Origin of the sequence: Saccharothrix sp. CCNWYY140, assembly GCF_037401995.1 — a bacterium.
Taxonomy (GTDB): Bacteria; Actinomycetota; Actinomycetes; order Mycobacteriales; family Pseudonocardiaceae; genus Actinosynnema.
Map to the genome: position 1 here is coordinate 1 of NZ_JBBEGC010000024.1, position 19,194 is coordinate 19,194.

Below are 19,194 nucleotides of genomic sequence, written 5' to 3' on the forward strand. Positions count from 1 at the left end.
CCCGGCCAGCTGGTCGAAGACGGACCGGTGCCACGCGTCGACGGTGAGGAAGATCCGGCCGTCGGGTCGGGTGGTGGGGGGGGGGGGGCCGGCCCCCCCCCCCCCGGCCCCCCCCCCCCCCTCGACTCCGGCGTCCGCGGCCCTGGGGGAGGAGGCCGCCTCCGCGGATCGCGCGGCCCACCCCGAAGCAGAGCCGCGCAACGGTGAAACGGGTCACCTCAGCGGCTATGACGCGATCGGTTGAAGATTTTTTGACCAGTTCGGGTGACGCCAGTCACACCGAGTCAGTCCCTCGGAGCGACCACCGCGCCGTCCGAGCCGCGCACCAGGATCGCCTCCACCGGGCACGACTCGGCGGCCTCCACGACGACGTCGTCGGGGTCGACCGAGGGGTCGAGCGGCTGCGAGACGCCGTCGAGCCGGAAGTGGTCGGGCGCGATCGCCTCGCACATCCCGCTGGCGACGCACTTGCCACCATCGACTTGCAGCTGCCACTTCCCCATCGGGCTACCACCTCACCGCAACGGCTGATCGGACTCGACCAGTCTGCCCGTCCCGGGGCCCGCGTCGTCCGCCTTTCGGGGGGCAGTTGCCCCCCGATGGGTGATCAGTGGATCACTCGTTCACGACGACGGCCGGACGTGGCCCTCGCCCCACGCGACCCACTTCGACGAGGTCAGCTCCGCCAGACCCATCGGACCGCGCGCGTGCAGCTTCTGGGTGGAGATGCCGATCTCCGCGCCCATGCCGAACTCGCCGCCGTCGGTGAACGCGGTGGACGCGTTGACCATGACCGCCGCCGCGTCGACCCGGGCGGTGAAGCGGCGAGCCGCAGCGACGTCGCTGGTCACGATGGCTTCCGTGTGGCCGGAGCCGTGCTCGGCGATGTGCAGGACGGCTTCGTCCAACGAGTCCACCACGCGGGCGGCGATGTCCAAGGACAGGTACTCGGTGTCCCAATCCTCATCCGTTGCCGCCACGACGCCGTCCTGGCGCGCGAACCTCTCATCGCCGTGCACGGTGACTTCGTGGTCGCGCAGCGCGGCCGTGATCCTCGGGACGAACTCGTCCGCGATGGCCGCGTGCACCAACAGCGACTCGGCGGCGTTGCACACGCTGGTGCGGCGGGTCTTGGAGTTGAGGACGATCGCTTCGGCCATGTCGAGGTCGGCGGTCGCGTCCACGTAGACGTGGCAGTTGCCGACGCCGGTCTCGATCGTCGGCACGGTCGCCTGCTGCACGACGGCGTTGATCAGCCCGGCCCCGCCGCGCGGGATGACCAGGTCCACCAAGCCGCGCGCGGTGATGAGGTGGGTGACCGACGCGCGGTCGTGGCAGGGCAGCAGCTGCACGGCGTCGGCGGGCAGGCCGGCCGTCTCCAGCGCGTCGCGCAGGATCGCGACCAGCGCGGTGTTCGAGTGCTCGGCGGACGACGAGCCGCGCAGCAGGGCGGCGTTGCCGGACTTCAGCGCGAGGCCCGCGGCGTCCACGGTCACGTTCGGGCGGGCCTCGTACACCATGCCGACCACGCCCATCGGGACGCGGACCTGCCGCAGCTCCAGGCCGTTGGGCAGGATCGAGCCGCGCAGCACCTCGCCCACCGGGTCGGGCAGGCCCGCCACGGTCTCCAGGCCCTTGGCCACGCCGTCGATGCGCTGCTCGGTGAGCGCGAGCCGGTCCAGCAGGCCCTCCGACAGGCCGGCCGCGCGACCGGCCTCGATGTCCTTGGCGTTGGCCTCGAGGACCTCCGGCCCGCGGGCGCGCAGCGCGGCGGCCATCTCGTGCAGCGCGGCGTCCTTGCGCTCGCGGGTGGCCAGGACCAGGTCGGCGGCGGCGACACGGGCGCGCCGGGCGGCGGCGTGCACCTGTTCGCGCAGGTCATCAGTCACGTGAACCAGACTACGGTCACCCGTCCGGGGATGTCTCGGAGGTTCCCAGGACCCGGAACCCCGCCATCGCGGCCGAATTGTCGGTGGTCTCTGGGATCGTGGTCGCCGTGGACGAGATGGCGTTGCGCGAACTGGCCGAAGAGCGGCTGCGGGCCCTGGCGGGGCCCGCCGCGGTGCTGCGCGAGGACCAGTGGACAGCCATCCGGGCGCTGGTCGCCGAGCGGCGGCGGGCGCTGGTGGTGCAGCGGACGGGGTGGGGCAAGTCCGCGGTGTACTTCATCGCCACGGCGTTGCTGCGGGCGCTGGGCGAGGGACCCACGGTGATCGTGTCGCCGCTGCTGGCGTTGATGCGCAACCAGGTCGACGCGGCGGCGCGGGCGGGGGTGCACGCGGCCACGATCAACTCCGCCAACACCGACGAGTGGCAGGGCGTCCAGGACCGGGTGGCGGCGGGCGAAGTGGACGTCCTGCTCGTTTCACCGGAAAGGTTGAACAACCCGGATTTCCGTGACTCGGTCCTGCCGGCGCTGACATCATCGGCGGGGCTGCTGGTGGTCGACGAGGCCCATTGCATCTCCGACTGGGGCCACGACTTCCGGCCCGACTACCGGCGGCTGCGGACGTTGCTCACCGAGCTGCCGGCCGGGGTCCCGGTGCTCGCGACGACCGCGACGGCCAACGACCGGGTGGTGCGGGACGTGGCCGAGCAACTGGGGTTGGGCGCGGGTTCCGACACGCTGGTGCTGCGCGGTCCGCTGGACCGGGAGAGCCTGCGGCTGTCGGTGGTGCGGCTGCCGGGGGCGGAGGCCAGGCTGGGGTGGCTGGTCGACCGGCTCCACGAGCTGCCGGGCTCGGGGATCGTCTACACGCTGACCGTGGCCTCCGCGGACGACGTGGCGGCCTTCCTCCGGGAACGCGGGTTCGAGGTGGCGGCCTACTCCGGGCGCACGGACCCGGCGGAGCGGCAGCGCGCCGAGCAGGACCTGCTGGAGAACCGCGTCAAGGCGCTGGTGGCCACGTCGGCGCTGGGCATGGGGTTCGACAAGCCGGACCTGGGGTTCGTGGTGCACCTGGGCGCACCGCCCTCCCCCATCGCGTACTACCAGCAGATCGGGCGTGCGGGCCGCGGCGTGGAGCGGGCCGAGGTCCTCCTGCTGCCGGGTCCGGAGGACCGGGACATCTGGGCGTACTTCGCGTCCCTGGCGTTCCCGCCCGAACGGGTCGTGCGGCAGGTGCTGGACGCGCTGGCCGACGCGGGACGGGTGCTGTCGACGGCGGCGCTGGAGCCGTTGGTGGAGCTGTCCCGAACACGGCTGGAAGTGGTGTTGAAGGTGCTCGACGTGGACGGCGCGGTGCGGCGCGTCCGCGGCGGGTGGGAGTCGACCGGGCGGCCCTGGTCCTACGACGGGGACCGGTACGCGCGGATCGAGGCGGCACGGCAGGTCGAGCAGCGCGCGGTGCTCGACTACCTGGCCACCGACGGCTGTCGCATGGAGTTCCTGTTGCGGCAGTTGGACGATCCGCACGCCGCGCCGTGCGGGCGGTGCGACAACTGCACCGGGGAGCGGTGGTCCGCGGAGGTGTCGTCGGCCGCGGCGACAGCGGCGCGGGAGAAGTTGCTGCGGCCCGGGGTGTCGGTCGAGCCGCGCAAGCAGTGGCCGACCGGGATGGCGGCGGTCGGTGTGGGGTTGTCGGGGCGCATCCCGGCGGGCGAGGCCGCCGAGACCGGCCGGGCGCTGGGTCGGCTGACCGACATCGGGTGGGGCAACCGGTTGCGGGCGCTGTTCAACGAGGAGGACCAGGAGGTACCGGATGACGTGTTCGCGGCGTGCGTGAAGGTGCTGTCGGCGTGGGGCTGGGCCGAGCGGCCGGTGGGGGTCGTGGCGGTGGGGTCGCGAACACACCCGCGGCTCGTGGACAGCTTCGCGCGGCGGATCTCCGACGTGGGACGGCTGCCGCTGCTCGGTCGCGTGTGGCTGGGTGAAGCCATGCGGCGGGCGAACAGCGCGCAGCGGCTGGCCGGCCTGGTCCGGGCGACCGAGGCGCCCGATCTGTCCACAGTGGACGGGCCGGTGCTGTTGGTGGACGACCGGATCGACACCGGGTGGACGATGACGGTCGCGGCGCGGCTGCTGCGGCTGGCGGGTGCGAGGTCCGTGCTGCCGTTCGCGTTGGCGGTGACGGCCTGATGCTGACCACGGAACGGTTGGTGCTGCGCCGTTTCCGCCCAGAGGACGCTCCGGTGTTCTCCGCCTACCGGTCCGATCCCGGTGTGGCGCGCTACCAGTCGTGGGAACCGCCGGTCCCGTTGGCGGCGGCGGAGGAGTTCGTGCGCGAGGTGGCGGTGCTGGACCCGGCCGAGCCGGGCTGGTTCCAGTACGCCGTCGAAGCGGACGGGGTGCTCGTCGGCGACGTCGGGGTGAACCTGCACGAAAACAGGCGGCAGGCCGGGATCGGCTACACCATCGCGACCCCGCACCAGCGCAAGGGGTACGCGTCGGAGGCGGTGCGGCGCGTGCTGGACCACCTGTTCACCGAGCGCGGGCTGCACAAGGTCTCCGCCGAGTGCGACGCGCGCAACGAGGCGTCGGCGAAGTTGCTGGCACGGCTGGGTTTCCGCCGCGAGGGACACCTGGTCGAACAGACGTGGATCAACGGTGAGTGGACCGACGACCTGATCTTCGGGCTGCTGGCCCGGGAATGGAGGAGTTGACGACCGAACAGGGCCGCTTGCCGGCTCTTCCCCAACCTCGATCGGCCGTGGAAAGGTCCCAACATGGCTGACACGACCGATCCACGGGGAGGTCCGGCGTGAGTGAGGCGACCACCGTCCGGCAGGAGCACCGGCTACCGGTCCGCAAGCTGGTGGCGGCGAGCATCGGCAACGCCACGGAATGGTACGACTGGACTGTCTACGCGACTTTTTCGATCTACTTCGCGACCCAGATCTTCCCGAAGGAGAACGAAGGGCTCGCGCTGATCAACACGTTCGCGACCTACGCGCTGGCGTTCTTCTTCCGGCCGCTGGGCGGGTACCTGCTGGGGCGGTTCGCCGACCTGCGCGGGCGGCGGACGGCGATGATCCTCACCATCGTGCTGATGGCGGGCGGCTCGGCGGCGATCGGTCTGCTGCCCACCTACGAGCAGGTGGGGTGGCTGGCGCCGATCCTGTTGCTGCTGGCGCGGATCGCGCAGGGGTTGTCGCTGGGCGGTGAGGTGTCGAACGCGTCGGCGTACCTAGCGGAGATCGCGCCCGCCGATCGGCGTGGCAGGTACTCGGCGTTCTTCTACATCTCCACCGGCAGTGCGCTGCTGGTGGCGTCGCTGCTCGGGCTGCTGCTCGCCCGGACGCTGTCCAAGGAGGACCTGGCGGCGTACGGGTGGCGGATCCCGTTCCTGATCGGCGGCGTGCTGGGGCTGGTCGGACTGTGGCTGAGGAGGAGCCTGGAGGAAACGGAACAGTTCTCGCACAACAAGGTGAAGGCCGAACGGTTGCGGCGCCCGCTGAGGATGACCTTGCGGGAGCACCCGAAGGCCGTGGGCCGGCTGGTCGGGTTCACGATGCTGTCGACGCTCTGCTACTACACGTTCTTCAGCGCGCTGACGCCGTTCGCGGTCACCACGCGGAAGGCGGATGCCGGGGACGTGTTCTTGGCACTGTCGATCGCCACGGTCCTGTTCATCGCCCTTCAGTACCCGATGGGCGCGCTGTCGGACCGGTACGGGCGCAAGCCGCAGCTGCTGGTGTGGTCGGCGGCGACGGCGGTGTTGGTGGTGCCGTTGTCGACGTTGATCGGGCCGGGGCTGGGCGGGCTGCTCGTGGTGTTCTGCGTGGGGCTCGGGCTGTACACGGCGATGACGTCGATCGCTCCGGCGGTGATGAGCGAGCTCTTCCCGACGGAGCTGCGAGGTCTCGGCATCGGCGCTTGGTACAACCTGACGGTCGCGCTGTTCGGCGGCACCGCGCCGCTGGTCATCAAGGTGCTGCCGGGCAGCTTGTTCTTCTGGTACGTGGCGGCGGGTGCGGTTGTGGCGTTCCTGGCGATCCTCACGCTCCCGGAGACCAAGGGCACCGAGCTGCGGTAGCCCGCAGGGTGCGGGATGCGGTAGCTCGCGGGTCCGGTGAGGGTGTGGGGTGCGTTAGTGGCGCGGTAGTGGGACCAGGTCGTCGGCGTGGACGACTTCGCGGCGTTGTTCAGCCGGGAGGTCGTGGCTCGAGCGGCCGATCAGGGCCGGGAGCTCCGTTGCGTCGAAGCCGACTACGCCTCGGGCTACCACGTGGCCGGACAGGTCGACCAGTTCGACCACGTCGCCGGCTTCGAACGTGCCCTCGACGGACGTGATGCCCGCGGCCAGGAGGGAGCGGCGGCGGTCGACCACGGCGGCTACCGCGCCGTCGTCCAGGGTGAGGCGGCCGGTGGCGTCGGCGGCGTGGCCGAGCCAGAAGCGGCGGGCGGTCAGGCGTGGGCCGGTCACGGCGAAGGCCGTGCCCACGTCGGCCTGGCCGAGGGCGCGGACGGCGTCGGCGGCGCCGGCCAGCAGCACCGGGATGCCAGCGGACGCGGCCAGGCGGGCGGCGGCGAGCTTGGAGGCCATGCCGCCCGTGCCCAGGCCGGACGCGCCGACCGTGCCCGCGCGCACGCCGTCCACGTCGGAGGCGCCGGCGACCTCGGTGATGCGCTGTGCGCCGGGGCGGCGGGGGTCGCCGTCGTAGAGGGCGTCGACATCGGAGAGGAGGAACAGGGCGTCCGCGCCGACCAGGTGCGCGACCAGAGCGGCAAGGCGGTCGTTGTCGCCGAAGCGGATCTCCTCGGTGGCGACCGTGTCGTTCTCGTTGACGACCGGGACCGCGCCGAGGGCCAGGAGGCGGGAGAACGTGCGCTGGGCGTTGCGGTAGTGGGAGCGGCGGACGACGTCGTCGGCGGTGAGCAGCACCTGACCGACGGTGAGCTGGTAGCGGCCGAAGGAGTTGGCGTAGGCGTGCGCCAACGCCAGTTGGCCGACGCTGGCGGCTGCCTGCTGGGTCGCCAGGTCACGGGGGCGGCGGGTGACGCCGAGTGGTGCCAGGCCGGCCGCGATGGCGCCGGAGGACACGAGCACCACCTGACTGCCCGCCGCGCACCGGGCGGCGACCGCGTCGACCAAGGCGTCCAGGCGGGACCGGTCCAGGCCGCCCTGCGCCGTGGTCAGCGACGACGACCCGACCTTGACCACCACCCGGCCCGCCGCCGCGACGGCCTGCCGGGCCTGGGACAACACCGACCCGATCACTCGTCCTCTTCGAAGTCCTCGTCATAGGCGCCGGGGATCCGGCGTGCCTTCTTCGCCGCGAGGCGATCGGCGGCGCCGACCCGGTTCTGGGGTTCGAGGCGGGCGTCGGTGCCGCGGCCGGTCAAGGCCACGGCGGCGATGCCGGCCGGGGTGGACGGTTCCCAGTCGAACACCAGGTCGCCGATGGTGACCTGGGCGCCGGGGACCGCGCCCATCTTGACCAGCACGTCCTCCACGCCCAGGCGGGCGAGGCGGTCCGCGAGGTACCCGACGGCCTCGTCGTTGCTGAAGTCCGTCTGCCGGATCCAGCGCTCCGGGCGCTCACCGCGCACGATGAACCCGCCCGGTGTCTGCGGGTCCTCGACGACGGTGAATCCGGAGTCGTCCACGGCGGTCGGCCGCAGGACGACCCGGGTCGCCTCCTGCTTGGGCCGCGAGGCCCGGTACTCCTCGACGATCCGCCCGAGGGCGAACGTCAACTCCCGCAGGCCCTCGCGGCTGGCCGTGGAGACCTCGAACACCGGCAGGCCACGGGCCTCGATGTCGGGCTTCACGATGTCCGCCAGGTCGCGAGCCTCGGGGATGTCGATCTTGTTCAACACGACGACGCGGGGGCGTTCGGCGAGGTCGTCCGCCAGGGAGGGCGTGTACTTCGCCAGCTCCTCCTCCAGCGCGTCGATGTCGGACAGCGGGTCGCGGTCGGACTCGTAGGTCGCGCAGTCCACGACGTGCACCAGCACCGCGCAGCGCTCGATGTGCCGCAGGAAGTCCAGGCCCAGGCCCTTGCCCTCGGACGCGCCGGGGATCAGGCCGGGCACGTCGGCCATCGTGAACACCGTCTCGCCGGCGGTGATCACGCCGAGGTTCGGCACGAGGGTGGTGAACGGGTAGTCGGCGATCTTCGGCTTGGCCGCGGACAGCACCGAGATCAGCGACGACTTGCCCGCCGACGGGAAGCCCAGCAGGCCCACGTCGGCGACGGACTTCAGCTCCAGCACCAGGTCGTGCTTCTCGCCAGGTTCACCCAGAAGTGCGAATCCCGGGGCCTTGCGGGCCTTGGACGCGAGTGACGCGTTGCCCAGGCCGCCCCGGCCGCCCTGCGCGGCGATGAGCCGGGTACCCTCGCCCACCAGGTCGGCGAGGACTTCGCCGTCCGGGGTGAGCACCACGGTGCCGTCGGGGACGCGCAGCTCCAGGTCGGCGCCGTTCGCGCCGTCCCGGTTGCCGCCCGCGCCGCCCTTGCCGTTGCCGGCGGCGGCGTGGGGGCGGAAGTGGAAGTCGAGCAGTGTGTGCACCTGCGAGTCGACGATGAGGACGACGTCGCCGCCCTTGCCGCCGTTGCCGCCGTCCGGGCCTCCGAGCGGCTTGAACTTCTCGCGGTGCACGGAGGCGACCCCGTTCCCGCCGTCACCGGCGGCGACGTGGATCACCACCCGGTCGACAAAACGGGACACGGGGAATCACTTCCAAGCGCTAGTGGTGGAACGTCTTCTCTCAAACACTACTGAGCGCCGTGGTCCGCGCATTCCCGCGGACACACGGCGCTCAGAGGTGGTGACTCAGGCAGCAGCCTCGACCGGAACGATGTTCACGGTCTTGCGGCCACGCTTCGTGCCGAACTCGACCGCACCGGGGGCGAGCGCGAACAGCGTGTCGTCCTTGCCGCGACCCACGTTCACACCGGGGTGGAACTTGGTGCCGCGCTGGCGGATCAGGATCTCGCCGGCCTTGACGACCTGACCGCCGAACCGCTTGACCCCGAGGTACTGGGGGTTCGAGTCACGGCCGTTGCGGGAGCTGGATGCACCCTTCTTGTGTGCCATGGCTAGTCAGATCCTCACTTACCGGTGATGCCGGTGACCTCGACGCGGGTCAGCTTCTGGCGGTGACCCTGGCGCTTGTGGTAGCCGGTCTTGTTCTTGAACTTGTGGATGCGGATCTTGGGACCCTTGGTCTGCTCGACGACCTTGCCGGTCACCGAGATCTTCGCCAGGGCGTCGGCGTCCGAGGTGACGTCGGAGCCGTCCACGACGAGCAGCGGCGCCGCGAAGGTGATCTCGGTGTCCGGCTCGCCGTCGAGCTTCTCGACCTCGATGACGTCGCCGACAGCCACCTTGTACTGCTTGCCGCCGGTCTTGACGATCGCGTACATCGGGACGGAAGTCTCCTGCTACTCGACGGGACGGGGTCGCGCGCGCCTCGGCTCCACAGCAATTGCGTGGACTGGGCTTCGCACGACAGGGCCCACCGGATGGCGGGCCGCGTATCAGGTTACGTGGCGGTGGACTGCGGGGTCAAACCGGGGTGGGTGTCCGGCGATCTGCCTGCTCACCGCCGGTGCGGACGGACGGTTCGGCGGGGTGGGGCCGGGGCTCGCGGACGTGGTTCGGTGGGTCGCCCGCTGGGCTTGGGGTCGCGGTTCGGCGGGGGCGACCCCTGGGTGTCGGCACGTGGTTTGGCGGGGGCGACGCCTGGGTGTCGGCACGTGGTTTGGCCGGGTCGCCCCTGGTGCGGGGGCGCGGTTTGGCCGGGTCGGCCCAGGCTGGTGGGCGGCGGGCGGGTGCCGGTCGGTGCGGGTCGCGGCCGGGGGTACGAGAGTGCCCCGTCCGCCCCGGGTGATCGGGGTGGACGGGGCACTTGGGTTTGCTCGGTCAGCTCTCCTTGACGGCGCCCAGCGGCGGTCCCGCGGGCCGCGAGGCGGCGCGGCGGGGGCGTCGGCGGGTGGTCTTGGCGGGCTCGACGTGGCCGTTGAGCGACTGGTCGGCCGCGTTCGCCTCGGCGGTGCCGACCTGGGTGGGCGGCTGCACGTCGGCGATCTCGGCGGCTTCCGCGGTGCCGGAGACCTCGGTGGTGCCGGGGGCTGCGGCGGCGGTGTCGGGTGCGCCGGTCGGCTGGGTGGTCGGGGCCTGGGTGGGCTCGACCGTGGCGGGCTCGGCGGCGGCGAGCTCACCGGCGGTGGGTTCCGCGGTGGTGGGCTCGACGGCGGCGGGCTCACCGGCGGTGCGTTCCGCGGTGGTGGGCTCGACGGCGGCGGGCTCGACGGCGGCGGGCTTGGCGGCAGCGGGCTCGTTCGCGGTGGGCTCGCCGAAGGCGGGCTTGGCGGCAGCGGGCTCGGTGACGACGGGTGCCGTGGCGGGCTTGGCGGCGGGCTCAGCGGTTGCGGGCTCGGCGGTGGGCTCCGTGGTGGCGGGCTCCGTGGTGGCGGGCTCGTGCTTGGTCACCGCGCCTGCTTCTCGGCGGGCTCGGCGGCGTTGGCGGCGCTTCGGCTCCGGGGTGGTGTCCTCTTCCACGATCGCGGCCAGGGGCTCGGTCGAGGTGGGCTGCTCGGCGATGGCCTGCGGCTCCTCGGTCGGGGGCACGACGACCTCGGCCACCGGTTCCGGGGTGGCTGGGGTTGACGTGGCCGGGGCCGTGGTGGCGGGAGCGGTGGGGGCAGAGGCGGCGGCAGAGGTTGGCTCTGCGGTGTCGCCGCCCTTGCCTCGACGGGACTTGCGACCGCCGCCCTGGCCCTGCTGTTGCTGCTGCTGGGCGCCGCCACCGCCGTTGGACTGGCCGTGCGAGTGGACCGGCTCGGTCGACACGACCAAGCCCCGGCCGCGGCAGTGCTCGCACGTGGTCGAGAAGGCCTCCAGGAGGCCCGTGCCGACGCGCTTGCGGGTCATCTGGACCAGGCCCAGCGACGTCACCTCGGCGACCTGGTGACGCGTCCGGTCGCGGCCCAGGCACTCGGTCAAGCGGCGCAGGACCAGGTCGCGGTTGGACTCCAGGACCATGTCGATGAAGTCGATGACGATGATGCCGCCGACGTCCCGCAACCTCAGCTGGCGGACGATCTCCTCGGCCGCCTCCAGGTTGTTGCGGGTCACCGTCTCTTCGAGGTTTCCACCCGATCCGGTGAACTTGCCGGTGTTCACGTCGATGACCGTCATCGCCTCGGTGCGGTCGATGACCAGGTAGCCGCCCGACGGCAGCCAGACCTTGCGGTCCAGTGCCTTGAGCAGCTGCTCGTCGATGCGGTACTCGACGAAGGCGTCGTTGTTGCCGACGTGGCGGCGCAGGCGTTCCTGGAGGTCCGGCGCCACGTGGCGGACGTAGCCGTCGATGGTGTCCCAGGCGTCCGAGCCCTGGACGACCAGCGTGGCGAAGTCCTCGGTGAACAGGTCGCGCACGACCTTGACCAGCAGGTCCGGCTCTTCGTAGAGCAGCTGCGGCGCCTGGGCCTTGGGCGTGTTGGCCTTGTCCTTGATGACCTGCCACTGCGCCTGGAGGCGGGTGACGTCGCGGGCCAACTCCTCCTCCGCGATGCCCTCGGAGGCGGTGCGGATGATCACGCCGGCGTCCTCGGGGACGACCCGCTTGAGGATGTCCTTGAGGCGCTTGCGCTCGACGTCGGGCAGCTTGCGGCTGATGCCGGTCGCGCCGCCGCCGGGCACGTACACCAGGAAGCGGCCGGGCAGGCTGATCTGGGTGGTCAGGCGGGCGCCCTTGTGGCCGACCGGGTCCTTGGTGACCTGCACCAACACGCTGTCGCCGGTGGACAGGGCCTGCTCGATCTTGCGGGCCTTGCCCTCCAGGCCGGCCGCGTCCCAGTCGACCTCGCCGGCGTAGAGCACCGCGTTGCGGCCCCGGCCGATGTCGATGAACGCCGCCTCCATCGACGGCAGCACGTTCTGGACGCGGCCCAGGTAGACGTTGCCGACCAGCGAGCCGGAGCCCGAAGAGGTGACGAAGTGCTCCACGAGCACGCCGTCCTCCAGCACGCCGATCTGGGTGCGGTCGCCGCGCTCGCGGACCACCATCGTGCGCTCGACGGCCTCGCGGCGCGCCAGGAACTCGGCCTCGGACAGCACCGGGGCGCGGCGTCGGCCGGCCTCGCGACCGTCGCGGCGGCGCTGGCGCTTGGCCTCCAGCCGGGTCGAGCCGCGCACGCTGCGCACCTCGTTCTGGGCGGCCTCGGAGTCGGCCTTGTCGTCGCGCGCGTCCCGCGTCTCGCGGACGTGCACGACGGTGTTCGGCGGGTCGTCCTCGCTCGGGGCGGCGACCTCGTCCTCGGCACCGGTCTTGCGACGGCGACGCCGACGCCGCCGGCGGCTGCTGCCGCCCTCGGAGTCCTCCGCGTCGACCTCGGCCTCGGCGGGCTCCTCGGCTTCGGCCTCGGCGGGCTCCTCGCCTGCCTCGTCCTCGCCCGACACCTCGTCGCCCGCGCCCTTGCCGCGACCGCGACCACGCCGGCCACGACGACGGCGGCGGCGGCCTTCGCCCTCGTCACCGGCGTCCTCGCCGTGCGCGGCGTCCTCGACGTCGTCCTCGTGCTCCTCCTCCACCTCCAGGGTGGACGCGGCGGGCGCGACCACGGGGGTGGGTGGCAGGAACACCGCGGACGGCGGCGCGAACAGCGGGGTGAGCGCGGCCACCTCGCGGGCCGGGACGGCGGGGGCCTCGGTGGCCTCGTCGACGTGCCCGGTTTCGATGTCGTCCCAGGTCAGCAGGCTTTCGGCGACCTTGATCGCCAGATCGCGGCTCACGCTGGACTGCGCACCCTTGACCGGCTCGCCCAGGTCGGCGAGCGCCGCCACGACGTCCTTGCTGCTGGTGTTGAGCAGCTTCGCCAGCGCGTGCACGCGCAGCTTGTCCGGCAGGTCGGCCAGCACGGGGTGTGCGGATGTGGCGTTACCCCCGCCGGCGCCGGCGGGCTTGTTCGTGTTCGACATGCAGCTCCTCCGCCCCCGGGCGCGTCTGGCTCGACGCCGCCGCTCAGGGGCCTCTCTTGTCCACTCACCGCCGCGGCTGGCGGCGGGAATCCTTGCCTTCGCCGTGCGCACTGGCACGGCAGGTCTCTCTTCTCCCGCGACGACGCCGTCAGCGCCGCTCCGGCGGGCTTCCGGGTCAGACCTCCGCCGCCCGGTCAAGGGCGAGCGGGTCGACCAGGCCGCCTTCGTCGTCGAGCCGCCCCTGCGCCATCCGGGTCGCCTTCGCGGGCACCGGCGGAACCAGGTCGGCGACGACTCGGAGCGCGCTCAGCACGTCGTCGGGTCGGACGGTAGGGGTTGTCTGCCGTACGACCATCACGAGTATCCCACACGGTTGTGACAAATCCCGTGCATCGTGTCCCGCGTCGCTCGATTGCGCCGGGACCTGCGCCGATTCCGCGTCCTCCGGCTCGGCGGACCGCGCCCGCGCCCAGACGACGGCGGGACGGACGTCGATGACCTTCCGGCCGTCCTTGGTGAGCCGGTCGACCTCGACCGACTCGGCCGCGAGGAACGCCTCGACCGCCGCCGCCAGCGCGTCGGGCTCCACCCCGGGCAGCTCGACCCGCCAGGAGCTGGCCTCGATCCGCTCGGGCAGCGAGCCACCGGCCGCCTGCACGACTTCCAGCACGTCCAGCCCCGGCGGCAGCACGGCGTCCAGCGCGTCGCGCAGCGCCGCCGGGTCCACCGCCTCGACCACCGAGACCTCGACGTACTCGGCCTCGCTGGCGACACCGGTCGGCGCGGCGCCGACCCACGACACCTTCGGGTGCGGGCTGAAGCCCTGGGAGTAGGCCATCGGCACGCCGGCCCGCCGCAACGCCCGCTCGAACGTGCGCGCGATGTCACGGTGTGAGGTGAACCTCAGCCGTCCGCGTTTGGCGTAGCGCAGCCGGAGCTTCTGCACCGGGGCGGCCGACGGGTTGGGCTGCTGCTGGCGACTCAGTGCTACTCCCCTTGGGTGCCGGGTGGCGTCCGTCGGGGTAAGCATCCCAACGGTCCACGCTCCTACTCCAGCGGGACGGTACCTTGGTGCCGTTCGACGCCGTTGCGCTTGTCTGGTTCGACGCACGTGGCTACCGTCCGGCACCAGAGGTCCACCCCGACGGCCCGCTCTTGGAGGTCACCCGTGCCTCTGCCCCGCCGCGTCCACGCGGTCGCGGTCAGCGTGGCGCTGCTCGCGACCGGTTGTTTCGCGGCTTCCGCGCACGCCGCCACGCCGGACGGTGTCGGCCCCGCGAGCTCCGGGTGCATCCAGCCGGGCCCCACGCTGCGTTACCTGGTCGTGCTGGACCAGGGCACGAGCGCGCCGCTGGCGGACGCCGTCGTCGCCGGCGCGTGCGGCACCACCCTCGGCTACTACCCGCAGATCGGCGTGGCCGTCGCGGTGTCCGCCGACCCGGGTTTCACCCGCAAGATCGGCGCGCACCGGGCCTACAGCGCGCAGGCCGACGGCCTGTCCCGCCGCACGGGCGCCCCGGCGCGCAAGCAGGACGAGACGCCCACCCGGTCCGGCGCACCGGACACGCGCGACCGCACCGCCGAGCAGTGGGACATGGACCTGATCCGCGCCGCCGAGGCGCACGCGATCAGCAAGGGCAGCCGGGACGTCGTGGTCGGCGTGCTGGACTCGGGTGTCGACCCGACCCACCCCGACCTGGTGCGCGCCCTGGACCCGGCGTTGTCGGCGGGCTGCACGACCGGCGTGGCGGACCCGTCGCGCGCCGCGTGGTCGCCGACGACCTCCGCGCACGGCACGCACGTGGCCGGCACCATCGCCGCCGCCGACGACGGACTGGGCACCACGGGTGTCGCGCCGGACGTGCGGATCGCGTCGGTGAAGGTCGTGGACGACGCCGGCTTCATCTACCCCGAGTACGCGGTGTGCGGGTTCATGTGGGCCGCCGAGCGGGGCATGACCATCACCAACAACAGCTACTTCATCGACCCGTGGGTGTTCACCTGCCAGAACAAGGCCGGCCAGGCCGTGGTGTACGAGGCGGTGCGCCGGGCGGTGGAGTACGCGGGCAGGCGCGGCGTGCTGACCGTCGCGGCGGCGGGCAACGGCGGTGTGGACCTGACCCGGCCGGGCCGCGACACGCAGAGCCCGACCAACGCCGCCGCCGAGGACGTCAAGCCGCGGGCGGTGGACAACACGTGCCTGGTGCTGCCGGCGCAGCTGCGCAACGTCGTGGCGGTGTCGTCGGTGGGCGCGGACAAGGTCAAGGCCGGGTACAGCTCGTACGGGCTGGGCGCGGTGGACGTGACCGCGCCGGGCGGTGACCGCAGGCAGCAGCCGGGTGGCGGGCAGCCGTGCGTGCTGTCGACGGTGCCGGCGGGCTACGACTACTCGTGCGGGACGTCGATGGCCGCGCCGCACGTGTCCGGGGTGGCGGCGCTGCTGGCGTCCACGCACCCGGAGGCGTCCGCGGGCGAGCTGAGCCGGATGCTCAACGCGCAGGCCGAGACGCTGGCGTGCCCCGCCGACTACGACCTGAACGGCACGGGCGCGCAGGACGGGTTCTGCACCGGGTACTCGGAGTACAACGGCTTCTACGGCCACGGGCTGGTGGACGCCAAGGCGGCGGTGCAGAGCGTCGGCGCCGAGGGCGCTCAGGCGGTCCCGGGGAAGCAGCGCTAGCCACCCGCACAGCCGCTAGGCACCCGCAGCCGCTAGACGCTGCGGTGGCGGTCGAGTGCCGCGGGGAGGTCCGCGCGGCCGGTGATGCCGAGCTTGCGGTACGCGCCGGACAGGTGCAGCTCGACCGTGCGGCGGGTGAGGAACAGGGCTTCGGCGATCTGCCGGTTGGTCAGGCCCTGGGCGGCCATGCCGGCGACGCGGGTCTCCTGGCGGGTGAGGCCGTGGACGGTGCCCTGCGCGGTGGCGGGTTCGCAGGCGCGCAGTTCGTCGGCGGCGAGCCGGATGAGCGGCTTGGCCTCGCACTTGGCGCTGAGTTCGACGGCCCGGCGCAGGTGCGGGATGGCCCGTTCCGGCTGGCCGCGGCGGCGCAGGCGGGCGCCGAGCTCGAACAGGGCCTCGGCGTGCAGCAGGCGGGCGGCGGACTCGGTGAGGTACTCGACGGCCTTGCGCAGTGCCCGGACGGCGGGCTCGTCGTCGCTGGTGAGGCCGACCGAGATCAGGGCGGTGCCCATCGCGCGGGGCGTGCCCCAGCGCTTCGCGCGTTCGAGGTCTTCCAGGGCGAGTCGGGAGGCGTCCTCGCGCAGACCCAGGGCCAGCTGTGCGCGCACGGCGAGCGCACGCCACGGCAGGATCGCCGGGCTGTCCACTTTGGACGCCGTGAGTCTTCGCCCGCACTCGGACAGGTCTTCCAGCGCGCCGGCCGCGTCCCCGGTGGCCAGTTTCAGCTTGCCCCGCGCGAAGAGCGTGACGTTGTGCTGGAACAGCTCCGGCAGTTCGTCCGCGAAACCGTGGCGTGCCAACAGCTCCCGCGACTCGTCGTACCGCCCGAGGTCGACCAGCACCTCCGCGAGCCTTGCGGCGCACAGGATCGCCATCGGGCACACGTCCACCGCGTGCAGTTCGTCGAACAGGCGCAGCTGCCATTTGAGGAACGTCTTGGCGCGGACCAGGTCACCCTTGGCGAGGTAGTCCATGCCGTGCGCGAGGGACACGGCGGTGCCCTTGCGCAGGTGGTAGTCGTGCGGCTCGGCCTCGCTGCCGATCATCCGGCGGAACCGGTCGGACAGGTCCGGCGCGTCGGCCATGAAACACGTGCTGATGGTGAACACGAACGGCTGGGTGAACACGTCCACGCGTTCGCCGTCGAGAGCTTCCGCCGCGTACCGCACGGCCTTCTCCGCCGAGTCGCCGCGCAACGCGTGCCCCAGGGACATCAGCGCCGAGTGCACTTGCCGCAGCCGCGGTGAGTTCGGCACCTCGGATTCCAGCTCGTCGGTGAACATGCTGGCCCGCAGGGCGAGCCCGACGTTGTTGCCCGCCCCGGCGAGGTAGGACATGGTGCGCAGCTCCCACGACTCGTCGTGCTCCTGGGAGCTGAGCCGGGACACCAGTTGCAGGCCGATGGACAACGCCAGGCGGGCTTCGGGCGCGCTGCACAGGCGCAGCAGCATGGACACGGCCTGGCCGGCGGCGGAGCGGGCGTCGTCGGCGTGGGCGAGGGCGTCGCGCAGCTTGGCCATGCCCTCGGCCTGGTCGACCAGGAACGTCACGTGCACCAGTTCCAGTTGCAGGGCAAGGCGTTCGTCGCTGGTGAGCCGTTCCTCCAGGGCGCGTTCCAGGTAGTCCTGGGCGGCGTCGAGGCGGCCGTCGTAGGCGGCTTGGCGGGCCGCGCGGCGCAGCACGTCCACCGCCCACGGCAACGGGATCGCACGGGCCGCCCGCAGGTGCTCGGCGACCCGGGCGTCCGGCGCTCCGGCGTCGACGAGCAGCCGTGCGGCGCGGGCGTGGTCGGCGGCACGGGTGGCGACCGGGAGGTCGGCGAGCACGGAGTTGCGCAGGAACGGGTGCACGAAGGCGATCGGGTAGTCGTCGCGGAAGACGTGCAGGCGCACCAGGGCGTCGATGATGCGCAGCGCGCGGCGGGGTTCGACGCCGGCCATCGTGGCGACGCGGTCGACCGTGGCGTCCGCGCCGAGGACGGCGGTGGCGCGGACCAGTTCCGTCGCGCCCTCGTACGGGCGCAGGCGCACGCGCAGGAGTTGGCCGATGCCGGGCGAGCCGAGGGTGTGGACGTCGGCGCCGGGCCGGATTTCGTCCTGGAGGGCGCGCAGGAGGTAGGGGTTGCCGCCGGTGACCTCGTGGCAGGCGCGCGCGGTGCTCGGGTCCTCGACCAGGTCGGCGACCGCGTCCACGTCGAGGCCGGCCAGTTCGATCGTGGTGTGCCCGCCGGTCAGCTCGGGCAGCGCCACCTCCCCCGCCGGCGCCTGCCCGGTCGCGGCGGAGAGCAGCACGGCCAGCGGCTCGTCCTCGACGCGGCGCAGCAGGTAGGCCAGGCAGCGCAGGGACCAACTGTCGGACAGGTGCACGTCGTCCACCACCAGCAACAGCGGCCCGTGCTGGAGCGTGCGGCGGACGGCCTGGTGCAGCGCGTCCAGGGCCTCCACCCGTTCGGCGCGCAGACCGTCGACGAGCTGGCCGACGACCCCGCCGCGCAGGTCGCTCTCCAACCGGGTGGCGCGCGCGCCGACGACCGCGAACCCCAGCGCGCGGGCCTGCCCCGCGACCGCGTCGAGCAGGGCGGACTTGCCGACCCCGATCTCCCCCGTGACGAACGCCGTCGTGGCGCGGCCGGCCGCGGCGCCGACCAGCAGCGCGCGGGTCCTGCACAGCTCGGGGCCGCGGCCCACGAAGGGTGTCGGGGTTCGCACGGTGCTCCGATCCGGTCTGGAGGGGGTGGACCACGGTAGGACAGCGGGGGTACCGAAGGGTGTGCACCTGTGCGGGCGGATTTCCTTCGGTACCCACCGTAGAGACCCGCGGGTCTGGGTTCGGCCAGACTTGGCGGCGGCTCTAGCGGGTCGGCGCGACGAATACAACGCGTTCCGAAGCACCCGCGATGCAATTCGAGAAGTGCTGCGCCGCGTTCTCGCCGACCATTGCGACGAGCGGGGAAACGGCCACGGTGGAATGCACGGCGGCCTCCTTCAGTTCCACTCCCGCAATGCGCGTCGGAGGATCTTCATCGCGTTGTAGACGCGCGACTTCACAGTGCCTTCGGGAATGCCGAGGACGTGTGCCGCCTCGCGGATCGTGCGGCCCCGCACGTAGGTCTCGTAGATCGCGGCGCGGTGTTCCTCGCCGAGCCGGCCGATCACGTCGGTGATCACCATGATGGACAGGCGCTGCTCGGTCTCGTCGTCGGAGTGCGCGACGTCCGTGCTGCTCAGCTCCACTTCCTGCGGTCGGGCCTGGCGGGTGCGCCAGCCGTCGATCACGATGCGGCGGGCCACGGTCAGCAGCCAGCCGCGCAGCATGCGCGGGTCGCGGACGAGGGTTTCGGCGTTCTGCCACGCGCGGATCAACGTCTCCTGGACGACGTCCTCGGTCCATTGCCGATCGTGGTTGGTCAGGCCGAGGACGTGGGCGAACAAAGCGCCTTTGAACTGGCCGTAGAGCTGGGTGACGAGTTCCTCGCTGGGCCGCCGGCGGACTTGGCTCGCATCCACCCACACTCCACCCAAGGAATTCATGCGTACCGAACCTCCTCGAAGTTGGCGCGCGGCGGGGCAAACGAGACGTTCCGTGAACGTACTACACCCGATCGCGTTAATCCACCGCCGTGCGGAAGGGTCGTGGAAGGTTT

The 19,194-nt window shown here is 72.4% G+C and carries 15 protein-coding genes; 4 read left to right on the forward strand and 11 right to left on the reverse strand.

The window, feature by feature from the left end:
• Nucleotides 1–284: 284 nt before the first annotated feature.
• Together WBN91_RS14255 and WBN91_RS14260 are read right to left on the reverse strand one after the other, a co-directional pair.
• Nucleotides 285–503, reverse strand: coding sequence for a ferredoxin (locus tag WBN91_RS14255; protein ID WP_337723597.1), 219 nt, complete (start codon nt 501–503; stop codon nt 285–287).
• A 120-nt stretch (nt 504–623) separates the two neighbouring features.
• Entirely contained in the window at nt 624–1,889 is a 1,266-nt protein-coding gene (locus tag WBN91_RS14260) for a glutamate-5-semialdehyde dehydrogenase (RefSeq protein ID WP_337723596.1), read from the reverse strand.
• A gap of 116 nt (nt 1,890–2,005) precedes the next feature.
• On the opposite strand from WBN91_RS14260, the gene WBN91_RS14265 reads away from it, so the two are divergent.
• The 3 genes from WBN91_RS14265 to WBN91_RS14275 all read left to right on the forward strand — a co-directional run bounded on the left by WBN91_RS14265 (nt 2,006) and on the right by WBN91_RS14275 (nt 5,975).
• On the forward strand, nt 2,006–4,078 hold the full coding sequence (locus WBN91_RS14265) for a RecQ family ATP-dependent DNA helicase (protein WP_337723620.1): 2,073 nt from the start codon (nt 2,006–2,008) through the stop codon (nt 4,076–4,078).
• A complete protein-coding gene (locus tag WBN91_RS14270; RefSeq protein ID WP_337723595.1) occupies nt 4,078–4,602 on the forward strand; it encodes a GNAT family N-acetyltransferase in 525 nt (174 codons plus the stop codon). The genes WBN91_RS14265 and WBN91_RS14270 overlap by 1 nt, the downstream gene beginning before the upstream one ends.
• A gap of 98 nt (nt 4,603–4,700) precedes the next feature.
• Nucleotides 4,701–5,975, forward strand: coding sequence for an MFS transporter (locus tag WBN91_RS14275; RefSeq protein ID WP_337723594.1), 1,275 nt, complete (start codon nt 4,701–4,703; stop codon nt 5,973–5,975).
• A 54-nt stretch (nt 5,976–6,029) separates the two neighbouring features.
• Here WBN91_RS14275 and proB read toward each other — a convergent pair whose 3' ends face one another.
• The 6 genes from proB to WBN91_RS14305 form a co-directional block, all read right to left on the reverse strand.
• Nucleotides 6,030–7,145: a glutamate 5-kinase gene (proB, locus tag WBN91_RS14280; protein WP_337723619.1), complete on the reverse strand. Its 1,116-nt coding sequence runs from the start codon at nt 7,143–7,145 to the stop codon at nt 6,030–6,032.
• Between the two features lie 11 nt (nt 7,146–7,156).
• Nucleotides 7,157–8,614: a GTPase ObgE gene (obgE, locus tag WBN91_RS14285; RefSeq protein WP_337723593.1), complete on the reverse strand. Its 1,458-nt coding sequence runs from the start codon at nt 8,612–8,614 to the stop codon at nt 7,157–7,159.
• A 105-nt stretch (nt 8,615–8,719) separates the two neighbouring features.
• On the reverse strand, nt 8,720–8,983 hold the full coding sequence (gene rpmA / locus WBN91_RS14290; RefSeq protein ID WP_073889563.1) for a 50S ribosomal protein L27: 264 nt from the start codon (nt 8,981–8,983) through the stop codon (nt 8,720–8,722).
• Nucleotides 8,984–8,997: 14 nt separating this feature from the next.
• Nucleotides 8,998–9,312, reverse strand: coding sequence for a 50S ribosomal protein L21 (rplU, locus tag WBN91_RS14295; protein ID WP_337723592.1), 315 nt, complete (start codon nt 9,310–9,312; stop codon nt 8,998–9,000).
• A gap of 499 nt (nt 9,313–9,811) precedes the next feature.
• Nucleotides 9,812–12,871: a translation initiation factor IF-2 N-terminal domain-containing protein gene (locus WBN91_RS14300; protein WP_337723591.1), complete on the reverse strand. Its 3,060-nt coding sequence runs from the start codon at nt 12,869–12,871 to the stop codon at nt 9,812–9,814.
• A gap of 175 nt (nt 12,872–13,046) precedes the next feature.
• Nucleotides 13,047–13,817: a TIGR03936 family radical SAM-associated protein gene (locus tag WBN91_RS14305; protein ID WP_337723618.1), complete on the reverse strand. Its 771-nt coding sequence runs from the start codon at nt 13,815–13,817 to the stop codon at nt 13,047–13,049.
• A 222-nt stretch (nt 13,818–14,039) separates the two neighbouring features.
• On the opposite strand from WBN91_RS14305, the gene WBN91_RS14310 reads away from it, so the two are divergent.
• Nucleotides 14,040–15,551, forward strand: coding sequence for a S8 family peptidase (locus WBN91_RS14310; RefSeq protein ID WP_337723590.1), 1,512 nt, complete (start codon nt 14,040–14,042; stop codon nt 15,549–15,551).
• A gap of 32 nt (nt 15,552–15,583) precedes the next feature.
• On the opposite strand, the gene WBN91_RS14315 is transcribed toward WBN91_RS14310, so the two are convergent.
• From WBN91_RS14315 to WBN91_RS14325, 3 genes are all read right to left on the reverse strand, one after another.
• Nucleotides 15,584–18,259, reverse strand: a complete 2,676-nt coding sequence (locus WBN91_RS14315) for an AAA family ATPase (protein WP_337723589.1) — start codon at nt 18,257–18,259, stop codon at nt 15,584–15,586.
• Between the two features lie 142 nt (nt 18,260–18,401).
• On the reverse strand, nt 18,402–18,545 hold the full coding sequence (locus WBN91_RS14320) for a hypothetical protein (RefSeq protein WP_337723588.1): 144 nt from the start codon (nt 18,543–18,545) through the stop codon (nt 18,402–18,404).
• Complete coding sequence (locus WBN91_RS14325; protein ID WP_337723587.1) at nt 18,536–19,081, reverse strand: sigma-70 family RNA polymerase sigma factor; 546 nt, start codon at nt 19,079–19,081, stop codon at nt 18,536–18,538. Before WBN91_RS14325 ends, WBN91_RS14320 begins: the two co-directional genes overlap by 10 nt.
• Between the last annotated feature and the right edge of the window lie 113 nt (nt 19,082–19,194).

Bases quoted from the DNA above. Each gene is read 5' to 3' on its own strand.
- WBN91_RS14255 (WP_337723597.1), bottom strand. From the start codon at position 503: ATGGGGAAGTGGCAGCTGCAAGTCGATGGTGGCAAGTGCGTCGCCAGC.
- WBN91_RS14265 (WP_337723620.1), top strand. From the start codon at position 2,006: ATGGCGTTGCGCGAACTGGCCGAAGAGCGGCTGCGGGCCCTGGCGGGG.
- rplU (WP_337723592.1), bottom strand. From the start codon at position 9,312: ATGTACGCGATCGTCAAGACCGGCGGCAAGCAGTACAAGGTGGCTGTC.
- rpmA (WP_073889563.1), bottom strand. From the start codon at position 8,983: ATGGCACACAAGAAGGGTGCATCCAGCTCCCGCAACGGCCGTGACTCG.
- WBN91_RS14270 (WP_337723595.1), top strand. From the start codon at position 4,078: ATGCTGACCACGGAACGGTTGGTGCTGCGCCGTTTCCGCCCAGAGGAC.
- WBN91_RS14300 (WP_337723591.1), bottom strand. From the start codon at position 12,871: ATGTCGAACACGAACAAGCCCGCCGGCGCCGGCGGGGGTAACGCCACA.
- WBN91_RS14325 (WP_337723587.1), bottom strand. From the start codon at position 19,081: ATGAATTCCTTGGGTGGAGTGTGGGTGGATGCGAGCCAAGTCCGCCGG.